The sequence below is a fragment of the Variovorax sp. YR216 genome, assembly GCF_900107745.1.
Lineage (GTDB): Bacteria > Pseudomonadota > Gammaproteobacteria > Burkholderiales > Burkholderiaceae_C > Variovorax.
Genome location: NZ_FNRO01000021.1, coordinates 1 through 15,197, shown reverse-complemented (window position 1 = coordinate 15,197; position 15,197 = coordinate 1). Strand labels below are relative to the sequence as shown.

Sequence of the window (15,197 nt, the reverse complement as noted above, 5' to 3'; positions counted from 1 at the left end):
GGAGGTCCTTTGCTAGTTTGTCTGTTCTGCTGCCGGCGGAATCCAACGCCCTTCGAGGATGTCCGCCTTCGGCCAGTAGGCGCGGATATACAGCGAGAACTCGTCGGGCGGTGTCGGCACCCAGTTGCTCTCCTTTTCCTGCCCCGGCGACTGGTGCTGGAAGTAGAGCGTGAGCGAGCCGTCCGCATTCTTCTTCATGTCCTTGCTCTTGGTGCCCAGCGAGAAGCGGTTGAGCGCATTGGGCTCGAACAGGTGCTCCTTGTTGTAGACCGTGAGCGACCAGAACCCGTTGACCGGCGGCGTCTGCCCCGGCGCGAAGGTCACGCTGTAGCGCTTGCTGCCGTGCAGCCGCTGGCCGGCCTTGTCGAGGTCGGTGTAGATGTACCGCGTTTCCTCCGGCGCGTTGTCGTACATGTTGGACCGCGCGGTCGCGGCGCGCGAGAGGTAGTCGTAGCCCCAGCGCGCGCCGTTGGGCGGAGAGTTCCAGCCGTTGCCGATGGGCCGCCCGTTGTTGCGGAACTCGAAGAGCGGCTTGATCAGCTCGTCCTCCGCCGCGACCGCGCTTTGCACCAGCGCGGCCTTCAGCTCGGGGTTCTTCGCGGCCGCGTCGAGCACCGATCGAATGGTCGAGTACAACGCTTCCTCGCCCGGCAGCGGCGGCACTTCCCTCATGACGATGGGCAGCTCGTCCCAGAACTTCTCGGGCACGACCCACTTGGTTTCACCCGCGCCCTGGCCCGGCGGCGCAGGAAAGGACGGCGTCTTGCTCCAGTCCTTCGTTTTCATCGTGCCGGTGTACTCCGACAGGGGGTAGACCATGACCCCACGCAGAACCGCCTGTATCGCCTGCTTGTCCTGCGGCGTATCGTCCTGAAAGACGCGCGGCAATATCGCCGCCAGGTCGGTGGGAGAGCGCAGCACAGCCTGAACGCCCTTGGGTGTCCGCCCCTTCCAGGCGGGCCCAACCACCAGGTAGAGTCCCGGCTTGGTTCCGTACTGCTTGCCCAGCTTGCCGAAGGCATTGGTGCGAGCGTCGGTGAGTTGGTACACCCAGAAGCGCTGCCCGAAGTCCGGAACCTGCACGATGACCGGCTGGCTGTTCAGTCGATGGAAGCCCGCGCCATACACCGTGTCCTGGTTGGGGCAGGTGACGAACCGCTCCCCCGCGTCGATGTAGTCCGTGAGCATGGAGACATAGCCCGGCGGTGAGACCGGAACGATTCCGCCGAGGCGGCCCGGCTCGGGCACATCCTTCATCGCAATGGAGCGATTCAGGTTGTTGACCAGCGGCCAGCCCCACACGTAGGCCATGCGGCCGACGGTCGCAACGTACTCCTTGCTCATCACCGTGTCGGCAGGCGTGCCCGCAATGCCTGGAGCCGGTGCCGTCGTATTCGACGGGCTCTGCGCATGGGCTGCGCATCCGATGGCCAAGGCGGTCAGCAGGCCCACATGGCGGCTCAAAAGCCTCTTACTGGATTTCATAAGGTTCTTGCCTCTCCGGTAGCGTTGAAGTCGGGGGGACACTGCCCGGTTTGTACGCCGGGCCGAGAAGCGCGAGAGCTTGAGCTTGCACTGCACGCCTCACGCTCCCTTCGGGATCAGGGCGCCAAGGAACTCGACGCTGCGATGGTCGCGGTCTCGGCGGCGCATGCTGGCGCAGGCGGGGAGCCGACAGCACGCGCCTTGGCGACTTCGTCACGTGCGGCGGCCATCTGCGCGTTGAACACCGGGTTCGCCTGCAGGCGCGCCACCGTCGCGGAACCGACCAGGCGGCCGGCCTCGATGTCGCTCTGCCAGTGAACGCCGCAAATGGCGCGACTTTGCGAGAACGCCCGGCCGCGTTGCAGCAGTGCGTCAGCGCGATCGGGCGCAAGTTCGGTCAACACCAGCGCCCAGCCCCAGCCGATGGCCGAGTGACCGGACGGGTAGGAGCCATCCTTGGCCAGCATGGCTTCTTCCTTCGGCGTGCAGCTTCCAGCCTTCAGCATGACAAACGGCCGGGTGCGCACGTACCTGTCCTTGGCCTTGTAGGTGGCCAGGGCGGTGTCTGTCAAGGTGCGCCGAAGCAGCATGTTCAGGTTGGGCGTGGCCTGCTCGGAAATCTGCACGCCCAAGGCGCACGAGAAGACCGTGGCGGCGTCCGGGAAGCGCAGATTCGCGTCCGACACCGCCATGACGCCGCGCGGCGTCCCTTGAAGCTTCGTGAGGTTCTGGAAAGTGGCAATGTCAGCCGCCAGCGCAGGCGAGCCTTCAGCCGGTGGCGGTGGCAACAGGGCGAGGCTGTCGGGCAGTTCGGCGGGTGCGAGGTAGCCCTTCAGGATGCCGGTGCCGGCCCGCAATTCGCCGACTTCGGTCGGCGAGACGGGGGCGACCACGCGCGGTGCCAAGGTGCACGCGCTGGCGACAAGCGAGAGAGTCAAGACTGCGATGCGTGACTTGCTTTCCATGGTTGCCTCGTTCTGCACTTGAGATGGCACTGTAGCGCCAGGGGATACGCGCCGCTCTTACAACGACGAGCAGAGGTGCCCGCCATCGACCGGTACGCAGGCACCCGTCATCCATGAGCCGGCATCGGTCGCCAGGAGCAGCAACAGGCCGTCGAGCTCTTCGGCTTGCCGAGCCGGCGCATCGGAATGCGCTGGATCATCGCCCTGCCCTGCTCGCTTTCCCACATCCCGTCCGTCATTTCGGTGCCGATGTAGCCAGGCTCGATCGCGTTCACGCGGATGCCGTAGCGAGCCCATTCGACGGCAAGACTCTTGGTCATGTGAACGACCGCGGCCTTGGAGATCGAGTATGGCGTGATGCCCGGCATCACGCGCTCGCCCTGGATCGAGGCGATGTTGATGATCGAGCCAACGTGACGCGCTTGCTTCCAGCGGCGTGCAGCTTGCACGGCGACCAGCCAGACGCCGCGCACATTGGTGGCCATCACTGCATCGAAGTCCTGTGTCGGCAACGTGAGCGCCGCGCCCTCGCCGGCGATGCCGGCGTTGTTGACGACCACGTCCAGGATGTCGCCCGAGGCATCGATTTCGGCAAAGGCGCCATCGATCGATGCCTCGGAAGCGACGTCCATCTCGACAACGGTGACCTGTGGCGATCCGAGCCTGCCGAGCTCTTCGGCGAGGGCTTCGAGCCTGGCCTTGCGCCGCGCCGCGATCATCACCTTGGCCCCGCAGCGGGCAGCCAATCGCGCGAAGTTCTCGCCGAGGCCCGACGAAGCCCCCGTCACCAGAACCCGTTTGCCCGCGAGCTTGGCGCCCAGGTCCATGACGGCTCCGGTCTTCATTGTTGAGCCCCCGCAGACAGTGCGGCCTTGGTCGACCGGATCTTCTTCGGCGCGGCGCCGGTTTTCCTTGCCGGCGCCTTGCTCGCCGCCGCAGCCTTAGGCGTGACCTTCTTCGCCGGAGCCTTCTTGGCGGGCCCCTTCTTCACTGCAGCCACCTTTCCCTCATGCGGTGACTTCTCGGCAATGGCCGTTGCAGCCGCCTTCATCTCGTCGAATGACTCCCTCACGCAATGCGCCAGGAACTCGGGATCGGGCACCACGTTGGGCGAACTCGTGAGCGAGATGAACACCTTTCCGCAATAGCTCGACGGATTCCAGATGAGCGACATGCCATCTGTCACCGGTCCGACGCCGCCCCAGTGCACGAGCTTCGCGCCAAGCATGTACAGGGGCGTCGCGGGCCCCGGAATGTTGGTCACCAGGCAGTTGTGGATCGGCATCATCCCCTTGCCGCCCGATCCGGTCAGCCCCGCGAGCTTGCCCGCGAGTCCCAGCGTGGCGGGCGGCGCGAACTTCTGCAGGTCGGTGAGGTGCTTCGCGCCGATGGCGTTCTGGATTCCCTTCGACTCCATGGTGGCGGCACGCACGGCCTCGAGGCGGGCGATGGGGTCCTCGATGTCGGTTCCCATCGCGAAGCGCAACATCGAGATGGTGTTGCCGCTGGCGGTCTCCTTTGCACCTTCCGGCCGCGTGTTCACCGGCGCGAGCGTCACCAGCGACTTCGCGGGCAACTCGTTCTTCGCCTGCAGGTAACGGCGCATCGCGCCGCCGATCAGCGCAATCAGTGCATCGTTGACCGTGGCACCGGGCACCACGCTCTTGATCTGCTTGACCTCCGCCAGATCGAGCGTTACCGAGTCCCAGACGCGGCTTGCCGTCACGTCGCCGTTGAAGCGCGTGCGCGGAGCGATCAGGTCAACGCCGCTTCGCGTTCGCTGCAGCAGGCGCAGGCCGGCCGTTGTCAGGCCCGGCAGGGCCTGCGCCAGCGGGAGCGCCATCCGGGCCGTCGCCAGCAGGTTTTCGGTGACGGCATTGGTGAGTGTGTCGAAAGACCGCAGGCTCAAGGTCTGCTGTGGCATCGGCCGCGACACATCGACCACCGGCTCGGCCTGGCCCGTCGCGCGCTGCACGTCATGCAGGGCCCAGGTCAGCTCGGTGGCTGCGGTACCGTCCATGGCTGCATGATGGATCTTGCTGAGGACGGCGAAGCTGCCCTTCGGAATGCCTTCGATGTTGTCCAGGCCCTCGATCACATACATTTCCCACGGCGCCCGCGCGAGATCGATCGTGCGGGCGTGGATGCGCGACACCATGATGCAGAACTGCCGCCAGTCGCCCGGTTTGGGCAGCGCGAAATGGCGCACGTGGAAGTCGATGTCGAACAGCTCGTCCTCGGCCCAGAAGGGATAGCCCAGGCCAAAGGGAACCTGCACGATCTTGCGCCGCAACACCGGCGAAGCATCGAGGCGGCTCTCCATGTGGCGAACGATCTCGCGAAAGCCCAGTGTCTTTCCGCCGAGGGGCGATTGGTCGTAGATGTAGATCATCGTGCCGTGCGAAGCGGCGTGCGGAAGATCTGCGTGCAGAAACATGGCGTCCTGGCCCGTGAGTCGATTGGTCATGGCTTTGAGAATGGATGGGAGGTCTCATTCGATCGTAGGAGAGAGTGGATCGTGCGGCCCCGCCCCTTTGGGATGGGCTAACTACCATCCGCGCCACACTCCCTGCACGAATTCACGCTGCCCCATTCCAAAAGGATGGGCACGGTCAGCGGCATTGCTCCTATGGTCGACGTATGCATAAGCAAACTCACGACACGTACGCACACCGATGAACCCTGAACGAGCACGGAACCGCACATCGGATACCGCCTGGTGGGAGAACCTGCCGGACGACTTTCGCCCCAGCGCAGTCGACACCGGCCTGGACGCACGCCATTGGCTGCAGGTGCAGGGCGTCTCTGCCCTCGAATGGTTCGCACGGGTGCCGCTCGCCGGCGCGGTCGCCATGGCGATGGCAACCTCGCTGGCCGAGCCTGGCAAGACGGCCCGGGAGTTCGCGGCGCTGCGCTTCTACGAGCCGCTGGCACGGGCCGGCGATGCCTCGCGCGTGTTCGCGGCGCCACCGAAGGACATCCGCATCGACGAACATCCCCTGGCTTCGATCGAATCGGATGGCGCGCCGGTCAAGCGCAGAAGGCTGCGCTTCACCAGCCCTTTCGCGCCGCTGAATCCGGCCGCCGCACCTGGCTTCGCTCGCATGAGGCGCGGTGCCGTCTCGCATGCCGAGCACTGGTGCCACGGCGACGGGGCGCGCCCGACGCTGATCGTCGTCCATGGGTTCGGAGCCGACATGCCGTGGCTCAACGCCCACGCGCTGGCGCTCCAGACGCTCTATCACGCCGGCCATGACATCCTCTTCTTCACATTCCCGCATCACGGGCCACGCGCCGAGTCGTGCCTGCCGTTCAACGGCTACGGCGTGTTCGGCAACGGAATGCTGCATTTCAACGAGGTGACGCTGCTCGCCATCCATGACCTGCGCGTGTTCATCGACCATCTGCGCGCGAGCGGGGTCGAGCGGATAGGCGTCGCGGGGATCTCGCTCGGCGGCTACACGGCGGCGCTGCTGGCGAGCGTCGATGATCGGATCGACTACTGCATCCCGGTGGTGCCCGCGGTGAGCCCGATCGACGCCTTCCTGGACTGGCAGCCCACCGGCCTGCTGCTGTCGAGCCTGATGCGAAGCCAGGGTGTCAGCACGACCGAGATGCGCGGACTGGTTGCAGTGCACAACCCGCTCAGCTATGTGTCACCGATGGCCGGGGAACGGGTGATGATCATCGGCGGGGCGGGCGACCGCGTCACCGAGCCACATCATGTCGAATTGCTTCATCGGCATTGGCCAGGCAGCACGATGCACTGGTTCGCGGGCAACCACCTGCTGCACTTCGGGCGCCGCGAATACCTGAGCCGCATGCGCGCGCACGCCGGGCGCTGGAGCGGGCTGTAGTTGCGTCCGAGGTCGACATTGCGTGCGCCACCTGCTCCGGTCGGCCGCACCGGACAGCAGGTGGGCTGTCATGGCGTCGTGATCGAGCCCGACTCCGCCGGCTGCAGCGCAGGCCTCTTCCATTCGCCGTTCAGCGCTTCGGGCTTGGGCCAGTACACACGCAGCGCCGCGAAAAACGTGCCCTCCGGCGCAGGCAGCCAGTTCGATTCCTTGTCCTTGCCGGGCGAGTCGTGCTGCACATAGAGCGTGATCCCACCGTCGGCGTCGCGCTTCAACTCGGGCAGCATCGGCGAGTTGATCAGATAGCGGCCGAGGGGGTTGCTGACCAGCGTGCGCGAGGGCAGCTCGTACATCGTCAACGACCAGAACGCGTTCGCCGGCGGCAGTTGACCCGGCGCGAAGCGCATCGTGTAGCGCCGGTCGGCGCCGTCGAGCTTGCGGCCGGTGGCGTCGACGTAGTAGATGGGATAGAGGGCCTCTTCCTGATCCATGCCATAGATGCCGCCCACTGCGGCGCGCATGCGGTAGAGGTAGTTGTTGTGCAGGTGCTCGCGCGAGCCGAACAGGTCGCGGCTGGTGATCTCACCGGAGGCCAACTGCCTGTCAAGGACGGCGAGTGCCTGCCAGGCGTCGGTCATGCCGGCTTCGATGGCTGCCTTCAATTCGGGCGACAGCGCCCGGATGTCGATGTGCCGCCCCGCCCCGACGTCGAGCCGGGCTAGCCGTTGCATCAGCGCCTGCTCGCTCGGATGCAGCGGGCAGAACTGCAGCACGAAGTTCAGCAGGTTGAAGAACTCGAGCGAGTTGCGCTGCTCGGCGACCGACAGCGGCCGGGGGAAATCGACGGCAGGCGCCTGCGCCGCGGTCCGACCCATGTAGGACGACAGGGTCTGCACGCGGTAGCCCGCCTGCACTTTCTTCACGTTGCCGATGTCCTGCGGGCCGAGGAGCTGGGTGCGAAACATGACGAAGGCGAACTCGGTCTCGGAGCGGATCACCGAGGTGACGCCCCCGGGCTTCTCGCCCGACCATTGCGGCCCCGCCAGCAGGAAGCGCCCGGAGCCGTTGCCCGTGGTGCGGCTGCCCAGGAAGGCGAAGTTGTGCGTATATGCATCGACGAACTGAAGCGAGTAGTAGCGGCCCGCCTCAACCGCCGGCACGGTGATCACCAGCGGCTCGGCGCGCAGGTCCGCGCCGATGAAGGAATACGGCGTGTCCGAGTTGGGCGACTGGATCGCGCGGTCGTCGGGCGTGTAGACCCGCGCGGTGTTGTGGACCTGGTTCCAGGGACCCTTGTACTCGGGGCCGCCGCGATCGACGAAGTACGAATGCTGGATGCGGTAATGGTCCACCATCGGATAGCCGTAGATGTACGCCTCTTTGGCGATGGCGCGGGCTTCGTCGGCGGAAAGCGCGATGGCTTGCGCGCCGCCGATGGCGGGAAACAGCATGGCGCCGAGCAGCATGAAGAAGGCTGCGATCCTGTGGAATTTCGACATGGTCTCGATCCGAATGATGGATGCGGCTTCAGCGTGCCACGGGCTGCGCCTGCGGGAAGGTCCAGCTTCCGTCCAGGATCTCGGCACGGGCGCGGTACAGCCGCACCATGTAGTTCCAGCCCGGCATCGTCGGCAGGCAGTTGGCGATCTTGCCGTCACAGCCACCGAACTGGATGTCGACCGAGCCGTCGGCACTCCGCCTGGCAGTGAGGTCATTGAGCGCATAGGCCTCGTAGGGGTTTGGCTTGAAGAAGCCGTTCTCGTCGTACACGCTCACCGACCAGAAGCCGTCCACCGGCACGTCCTTCACATGCATGCGGTAGATGGTGGCGCCGTCGTTGCGGCTCGGCGTCACGTTGAGATAGAGCGCGTCCTTCTCCTGGTTGCCGCCCCATGCGATGGCGGAGCCGATCAGGTGCCTCACCGGTTTGACCTGCTCGCGGGTGCCGAACATGCCCCGCGAATCAGGCACCGTCTTTCCCAGCTCGAACAGGGCTTCGCGCATGCGCTTCAGGCTCGCCGGGTCCCACGCCGGCACCTCGAAGCGGCCGTTGCCATCCTGGCGCGTGCTGATGGCGTCCTGCAGCGCATGGACCCGCTTGCGGTCGTCCGCATCGGTCGGGTCGAACAGCACGCGAATCCCGAACATCGCGTAGCGGGTGCCCAATTGATCCCGGGTGAAGGTGTAGCTGCCCGGCTTGTAGATCGCGGGCGATGCATAGTGGTCTTCGTTGTAGGCGACCAGCGAGATGTAGCGTTTGCCCGCATCGGGCAGCGTCACCGTTACCGGCCCTGCGTCGAGGTCGAACACGCCCACCGAGTAGAGCGTGTCGCGGTTGATACGCACGACGGCCACCTTATCTAGCGGCACGAAGTCGCGGTAGTGCCTGAGCTTGCCGAAGGCGTACGACGCGATGTTGCCGAAATAGCGGTCGGTCTCGGCGCGAATGAAGTTGTCGGGGGTGACGGCCACGGCCGGCTCTTTCGCCGAGTCCGGCTGGGCCGACGCCGTGGTCAGCGAGGCTGCGCAAGCCAGCACGGCCAATGCGCAGCGCGAATGTTTTTTCATCTTCATGTGTCTCCTGCTACTTTCCTTGTGGTTCTGCACTTCAGGCATTGAGCCAGTCCCGAAGCACTTCATGCTGGTGCTGGCCGCGCTGCGGCACCGCGCCGGCGGCGCCGGGCGTGCGTGAGAAGCGCGGCGCCGGGCTGGCCTGGAGCACGCCGTCGATGCGCGTGTAAACGGCACGCGCGGCCATGTGCGGATGCTCGGCCGCCTCGTCGGGATCGAGCACCGGCGCAAAGCACGCCTCCGTGCCTTCGAGCAACGCGCACCATTCATCGCGCGTGCGCGTGGCAAACAGCTCCGCGAACGCCTGATGCGATTGCGGCCTGCACCCCGGACTTCCTTGGCTCGCGAGGACGGGATCACCGGAGAGACCGAGCTTCTCTATCAGCACGCGATGGAACTTCGGTTCGAGCGCGCCCACCGTGATGAAGCCTCCGTCCTTGCAACGATAGCTGCGGTACCAATGCGGGCCATCGAGCAAGCTCCGACCACGCTCGTTGCTGAACTGGCCGGCGGACTTCAGACCCATCAGCAGGTTCATCAGATGGGCGCTGCCGTCGACGACGGCAGCATCGATGACCTGACCCTCGCCGGTCGCGCGGGCGTGCATCAACGCGGCCAGCAGGCCGACCGCGAGGTACATCGCCCCGCCGCCCATGTCGCCCACCAGGCTCGGCGGCGTCATCGGGGGCTCACCGGGCTGGCCCGAATACCACAGCGCGCCCGAGAGCGCGATGTAGTTGAGGTCGTGGCCCGCCGCCTGCGACAGGGGCCCCGACTGGCCCCAGCCGGTCATGCGGCCGTAGACGAGCTTCGGATTGCGCGCGAGGCACACATCGGGCCCCACGCCCAGGCGCTCCATCACGCCGGGGCGCATGCCCTCGATCAATGCGTCGGACTGCTCGACGAGTTGCAGCAGTGTCGACACACCCTCGGGCGTCTTCAGGTCGAGCGCGATCGAACGCTTGCCACGGTTCGTGACGGCGTGCCGACCGAGATCGCGCTCGTCCGGCCCTGGTGTCGAGCGGTCGACCAGCACCACATCGGCGCCGAGGTCCGCGAGCAGCATGCCGCAGAAAGGCGCCGGCCCGATGCCGTGGATCTCCAGGACCCTGAGGCCCGCCAGCGGACCGACCCGACTTGCACGCATGACGAGCTCAGATGCGGTACATCGTGACGACAGCGGCACCGCCGATGCCGACGTTGTGCTGCAGCGCCACGCGAGCGCCTTGCACCTGGCGCTTCTCGGCAGTGCCCCGCAGTTGCGACACCAGCTCGTAGCACTGGGCGAGACCTGTCGCGCCGATCGGGTGGCCCTTGGAGAGCAGGCCGCCCGAGGGGTTGACCACATAGCGGCCGCCATAGGTGTTGTCACCGTCGTCGATGAACTTCTGCGCGCCGCCTTCAGGGCACAGGCCCAGCGCTTCGTAGGTCAGCAGTTCGTTCTGCGCGAAGCAGTCATGCAGCTCGACCACGTCGACGTCCTCGGCGCCGATACCGGCCATCTCGTACACACGTCTTGCCGCGGCGCGCGACATGCCGAAACCAGCGAGGTGGCGCATGTCGCCGGAGTTGAAGGTCTCGGGGCCATCCGTTGCCAGTGCCTGGCCTGCAATCCACACGCGCGCGTCGAGACCGTGCTTCTTCGCATAGTCCTCGCTGCACAGCACCGCGGCGGCCGCGCCGCAGGTCGGCGGACAGGCCATCAGGCGCGTCATCACGCCGGGCCACATGACCTGGTCAGCCATCACCTCCTCGGTGCTGACGACCTTGCGGAACACCGCGAACGGGTTGTTCGCCGCGTGGCGGCTGGCCTTGGCGCGGATCTTGGCGAAGCTCTCCAGTGAGGTGCCGAAGCGCTGCATATGCTCCTGGCCCGCTGCGCCGAAAAGGCGCAGCGCAGGCGCCACGCCCTCGGGAACCACGCTGGCGCAGGCCTTCTGGAACAGCTCGAGAGGCGCGGGCCGGTCGGTGTACATGTCGCCGAGGGCGCCCGGATTCATCTGTTCGAAGCCGAAGGCCAGCACGACGTCGGCCTCGCCGCCGGCAATGGCCTGACGCGCCAGGTAGAGCGCGGACGAACCGCTCGCGCAGTTGTTGTGCACATTGATCACGGGGATGCCGGTCATGCCCACGTCATACAGCACGCGCTGGCCGGCGGTGGAATCACCGAAGATGTAGCTGGCATAGGCCTGCTGCACGGCGTCGTAGCCCACGCCGGCGTCCGCCAACGCGAGCCGCACGGCCTCGGCACCCATCACAGGATAGGTCTCGCTTTGGCCCGGCTTCTTGAACGGGATCATCCCGACGCCCGCCACCACTACTTTGCTTGTCATGTATTGCTCCTGTTGAATGCTTGAAATCTCACAGCCCCGAGGCCTCGAAGCGATGCGCTCCGCCATAGGCAGGTGTGCTGCGCGAGAGGAAGCGCTGGAGCGCCTCGGCGTGATAGTTGCTGCCGGCCAGGATCCCCTGCAGCGCGGCTTCCCATTGCGCCAGTCCATATCGATCCGTCTCGAAAGACCGGTTCAGGATGTTCTTGGCGAGGCCCAGCACGTGCGTGGGTGCTTCGTCGAAGCGGCGAGCAAATGCGAGCGCCGTGTCGAGCAGGCGCGTTGCCGGGACCACGGCCTGCACCAGACCCATTTGCAGCGCCTCGTCGGCAGGGATGTCGCGTGCGCTGAACGCGATCTCCTTCGCGCGGGCGAGGCCCACGAGCCGCGGCAACACATGCAGAAGCGACAGGTCCGGCACGAACCCCACGCGTGCAAAGCTGGCCGCGAACTTCGCACGGTCGGAGGCGACAACAAAGTCGGCCCCGAGCGCGAGCGAGAAGCCTGCGCCCACGGCGAAACCGTCGACTGCGGAGATCACCGGCTTTTCGAGATCGGCCAGTTCCGCGAACCAGCGATGGGCGTCGAGCAGCAGTTCCCGAACAGCGAAGGGCTTTTCGATCCCGTCCCCGCTGATGGATAGTTGCGCGCCAGAGCAGAAACTCCCGCCAGCGCCCGTCAGAACGACCGAGGCGACCGACGGGTCCTGGCGCGCGGCGCGAATGGCCGCAGGCATCGCCGCCCGCAGCGAATCATCGAGCGCGTTCTTGTACTTGGGCCGGTTCAACGTGATGACCGCTGTCTTGCCCACTTTCTCGTAGATCAGGACCTCTTCGCTCATCTCGTTCTTGTTCGGTTGCTGGATAGACATGCGCTCAGGTTAGAGATCGCAGTCGCGGAATTCCCCACCCTTTGGGGATGGGGAGGGCCCGTCGCACCACCGAAGGCGAGTCGCCGACGGCACTTTTGCCGCCCCTCACTTTTGGGTGGGGCGCGACATGGGGGTCCTGTGGTCTCCTTGCGGGCTGCCTCAAGTCGCGACCGCGAGTCGCCCCCGCCCGTATGACTCAAGAACTCATCCTCTCCCGCAACGACCTCGATTTCCTGCTCTTCGACTGGCTCAAGGTCGAGGCCCTCACCGATCGCCCCCGCTTTGCCGGACAGGACCGCTTCGACTACGCATCGGTGCTGGACACCTACGCCCGGATCGCCACCGACCTGTTCGCCACGCACAACAAGAAGAACGACAGCCAGGAACCTTCGTTCGATGGCGAGTCGGTGACCGTCATCGACGAAGTGGGCGTGGCCATGCGCGCGTTCTCGGAGGCAGGGCTCATGTCCGCGGCCTTTCCCGAGCGATGGGGCGGCATGGGCCTGCCCTCCGTGGTGGAGCGTGCCGGCATGGCCTACGTCATGGGCGCCAATGTGGCGACCGCGGGCTATGCCTATCTCACGATAGGAAACGCCAACCTGTTGATGGCGCATGGCGAGCCGGCGCAAGTGGCGAAGTACGTGCCTGCGATGGCACAGGGGCGCTTCTTCGGCACGATGTGCCTCTCGGAGCCGCAGGCCGGCTCCAGCCTCGCCGACATTCGCACCAGGGCAGTGCCTGTCTCCGACGGCCGCTATCGACTGTTCGGCAACAAGATGTGGATCTCCGGCGGCGACCATGAGGTGTCGGAGAACATCGTGCATCTCGTGCTCGCCAAGATCCCCGATGCCAACGGGCAGCTCCCGCCCGGCGTGCAGGGCATCTCGCTATTCACCGTGCCACGTCGGCTGGTCAACGAGGACGGCACCCTGGGCGAGCGCAACGACGTCGTGCCCGCAGGCGTGAACCACAAGATGGGCCAGCGCGGACTGGTCAACTGCCTGCTCAACTTCGGCGAAGGCAAGTTTCGGCCGGAAGGCGAGGCCGGCGCCATCGGCGAGATCGTCGGCGAGCCCGGCAAGGGCCTCGCGTACATGTTCCACATGATGAACGAGGCGCGCATCGGAGTGGGTCTGACGGCCTCCGCCCTCGCCTATACGGGCTATCTGCACGCACTCGACTATGCGAAGACGCGTACGCAGGGCCGCACGCGCGGCCAGCGCGATCCCGCGTCGCCCCCGGTGCCGATCATTCAACACACCGACGTGCGACGCATGTTGCTCGCGCAGAAGGCCTATGCGTCCGGCGCGCTGGCGCTGTGCCTGTACTCGGCGCGCCTCAACGACGACGTGCATTCGCTGGAGGATCAGGCCGCGCGCGACGACGCCCACCTGCTGCTCGAATTGCTGACACCGATCGCCAAGAGCTGGACTGCGCAATGGGGCCTGGTCGCCAACGAACTGGCGATCCAGGTGCACGGCGGTTACGGCTACACCCGTGAATACAACGTCGAACAGTTCTACCGCGACAACCGGCTCAACCCGATCCACGAAGGCACCTTCGGCATCCAGGCGATCGATCTGCTGGGACGCAAGACACGTGTCGAGCAGGGCCGCGCCATGCAACTGCTGTCGGCGCGCATCGCAACTAGCGTCAACGCCGCGGTGCGCGTGCAGACCCTCCGGGACCATGGCCGCGCGCTGGAAGCGGCCTGGGAGAAGCTGTGGACCATCACGCGTCAACTTCACGCGCTGGACGATGCCGAACTGCAACTCGCCAACGCCGGCCCCTATCTCGAAGCCTTTGGCCATGTCGTGGTCGGCTGGCTGTGGCTCGATCAGGCGCTCGCGGCAGCCGACTTGCTCAATGGCGCCAAGGCCAGCGACTTTCATCGCGGCAAGCTCGCCGCCTGTGACTACTTCTTCGGTTGGGAGATGCCCAAGGTCGCCGCTTGGCTGGCGGTGCTCGATCCCGTCGAGCGCACGCCGCTGAACACACCCGCACACTGGCTCTGAGCGGCGGGCAGGCCGGTGGCGCTGTCCGCGCCACCGGGCCCCGCATCGCACCAGAGGTCCTCCGGCGAGGTCCATTCGCGGCGCCTCACGCGGAGTTCCATCAGACATTGACGAAGTAGCGCCATCTTCGAATCTCCTTGGGCTGTGAGTGCGATTTGCGTTCAAGACGCGTCATAGGCAAAAGATAGCCGCCGCACCGACCGCACGTCCCCACCATTAAGGAGGGGGGCCTGCCTCGAAGACCTCCTCCTCCCCCCTCACAAATGGTGGGTGGAGGACAGAGATCGGCGGCTATCGTCACCTCGTGACATCGACAACGCTCCGGAATCGGAGCAATCCCATGGAAAGACGAAGCAACAAATGAAGGTCCTGGTAGCAGTCAAGCGCGTGATCGACGCGAACGTGAAGGCGCAGGTGAAGTCCGATGGCTCGGGCATCGAACTGGCCAACGTCAAGATGAGCATGAACCCCTTCGACGAGATTGCCGTCGAAGAGGCGGTTCGCCTGAAGGAGAAGGGCGTGGCGACGGAAATCATCGCCGTGTCCTGCGGCGATGCGAAGTGCCAGGAGACGCTGCGCACCGCGATGGCCATCGGTGCTGATCGCGGGATCCTCGTGGAGACCTCGGAAGAGCTCCAGCCGCTCGCGGTTGCCAAGCTCCTGAAGGCCCTGGTGGACAAGGAACAACCCTCGCTCGTGATCCTCGGCAAGCAGGCCATCGACGACGACAACAACCAGACCGGCCAGATGCTGGCGGCTCTCGCGGATCTGCCCCAGGCCACCTTCGCTTCGAAGGTCGAGGTCGCGGGCGACAAGGTGAGCGTCACCCGTGAAGTGGATGGTGGCCTGGAAACCCTCTCCCTCTCGCTCCCGGCCGTCCTCACCAGCGACCTGCGCCTGAACGAGCCGCGCTACGTGACGCTGCCCAACATCATGAAGGCCAAGAAGAAGCAGCTCGACACCGTCAAGCCCGAGGACCTCGGCGTCGATGTGAAGCCGCGCCTGAAAACCCTGAAGGTGGCCGAGCCTCCCAAGCGCGGTGCCGGCATCAAGGTGCCCGACGTCGCCACGCTGGTGGACAAGCTGAAGAACGAAGCCAAGGT

At 65.8% G+C, this 15,197-nt stretch carries 12 protein-coding genes; 3 read left to right on the top strand and 9 right to left on the bottom strand.

Annotated elements, in window-relative coordinates; all coding sequences use genetic code 11:
* Positions 1 to 12: 12 nt before the first annotated feature.
* From BLW05_RS30885 to BLW05_RS30870, 4 genes are all read right to left on the bottom strand, one after another.
* A complete protein-coding gene (locus BLW05_RS30885; protein ID WP_093167881.1) occupies positions 13 to 1,485 on the bottom strand; it encodes a DUF1254 domain-containing protein in 1,473 nt (490 codons plus the stop codon).
* Between the two features lie 116 nt (positions 1,486 to 1,601).
* On the bottom strand, positions 1,602 to 2,450 hold the full coding sequence (locus tag BLW05_RS30880; protein ID WP_093167879.1) for an acid phosphatase: 849 nt from the start codon (positions 2,448 to 2,450) through the stop codon (positions 1,602 to 1,604).
* A 107-nt stretch (positions 2,451 to 2,557) separates the two neighbouring features.
* A complete protein-coding gene (locus tag BLW05_RS30875; RefSeq protein ID WP_371126991.1) occupies positions 2,558 to 3,277 on the bottom strand; it encodes an SDR family NAD(P)-dependent oxidoreductase in 720 nt (239 codons plus the stop codon).
* Positions 3,278 to 3,291: 14 nt separating this feature from the next.
* A complete protein-coding gene (locus BLW05_RS30870) occupies positions 3,292 to 4,917 on the bottom strand; it encodes a wax ester/triacylglycerol synthase family O-acyltransferase (RefSeq protein WP_093167877.1) in 1,626 nt (541 codons plus the stop codon).
* 208 nt (positions 4,918 to 5,125) lie between these two features.
* On the opposite strand from BLW05_RS30870, the gene BLW05_RS30865 reads away from it, so the two are divergent.
* The gene (locus BLW05_RS30865) at positions 5,126 to 6,307 is read left to right on the top strand and encodes an alpha/beta hydrolase family protein (RefSeq protein ID WP_093167876.1); all 1,182 of its coding nucleotides are present in this window, start codon (positions 5,126 to 5,128) and stop codon (positions 6,305 to 6,307) included.
* 68 nt (positions 6,308 to 6,375) lie between these two features.
* Here the strand turns inward: BLW05_RS30865 and BLW05_RS30860 are convergent, their stop codons facing one another.
* The 5 genes from BLW05_RS30860 to BLW05_RS30840 are packed head-to-tail and all read right to left on the bottom strand — an operon-like array spanning position 6,376 to position 12,049.
* Positions 6,376 to 7,806, bottom strand: a complete 1,431-nt coding sequence (locus BLW05_RS30860) for a DUF1254 domain-containing protein (RefSeq protein WP_093167874.1) — start codon at positions 7,804 to 7,806, stop codon at positions 6,376 to 6,378.
* 28 nt (positions 7,807 to 7,834) lie between these two features.
* Entirely contained in the window at positions 7,835 to 8,881 is a 1,047-nt protein-coding gene (locus BLW05_RS30855) for a DUF1214 domain-containing protein (RefSeq protein ID WP_256330567.1), read from the bottom strand.
* 34 nt (positions 8,882 to 8,915) lie between these two features.
* Positions 8,916 to 10,025 (bottom strand): CaiB/BaiF CoA transferase family protein, encoded by a 1,110-nt coding sequence (locus tag BLW05_RS30850; RefSeq protein ID WP_093167872.1) that lies wholly within the window; start codon positions 10,023 to 10,025, stop codon positions 8,916 to 8,918.
* Between the two features lie 7 nt (positions 10,026 to 10,032).
* Complete coding sequence (locus tag BLW05_RS30845; RefSeq protein WP_093167870.1) at positions 10,033 to 11,211, bottom strand: lipid-transfer protein; 1,179 nt, start codon at positions 11,209 to 11,211, stop codon at positions 10,033 to 10,035.
* 28 nt (positions 11,212 to 11,239) lie between these two features.
* On the bottom strand, positions 11,240 to 12,049 hold the full coding sequence (locus BLW05_RS30840) for an enoyl-CoA hydratase/isomerase family protein (RefSeq protein WP_093168010.1): 810 nt from the start codon (positions 12,047 to 12,049) through the stop codon (positions 11,240 to 11,242).
* Between the two features lie 221 nt (positions 12,050 to 12,270).
* Here BLW05_RS30840 and BLW05_RS30835 point away from each other — a divergent pair, with 221 nt between their 5' ends.
* Entirely contained in the window at positions 12,271 to 14,094 is a 1,824-nt protein-coding gene (locus BLW05_RS30835; protein ID WP_093167868.1) for an acyl-CoA dehydrogenase, read from the top strand.
* Positions 14,095 to 14,454: 360 nt separating this feature from the next.
* Positions 14,455 to 15,197 (top strand): electron transfer flavoprotein subunit beta/FixA family protein (locus BLW05_RS30830; protein WP_093167866.1); only part of this gene is annotated, 743 nt, incomplete at its 3' end.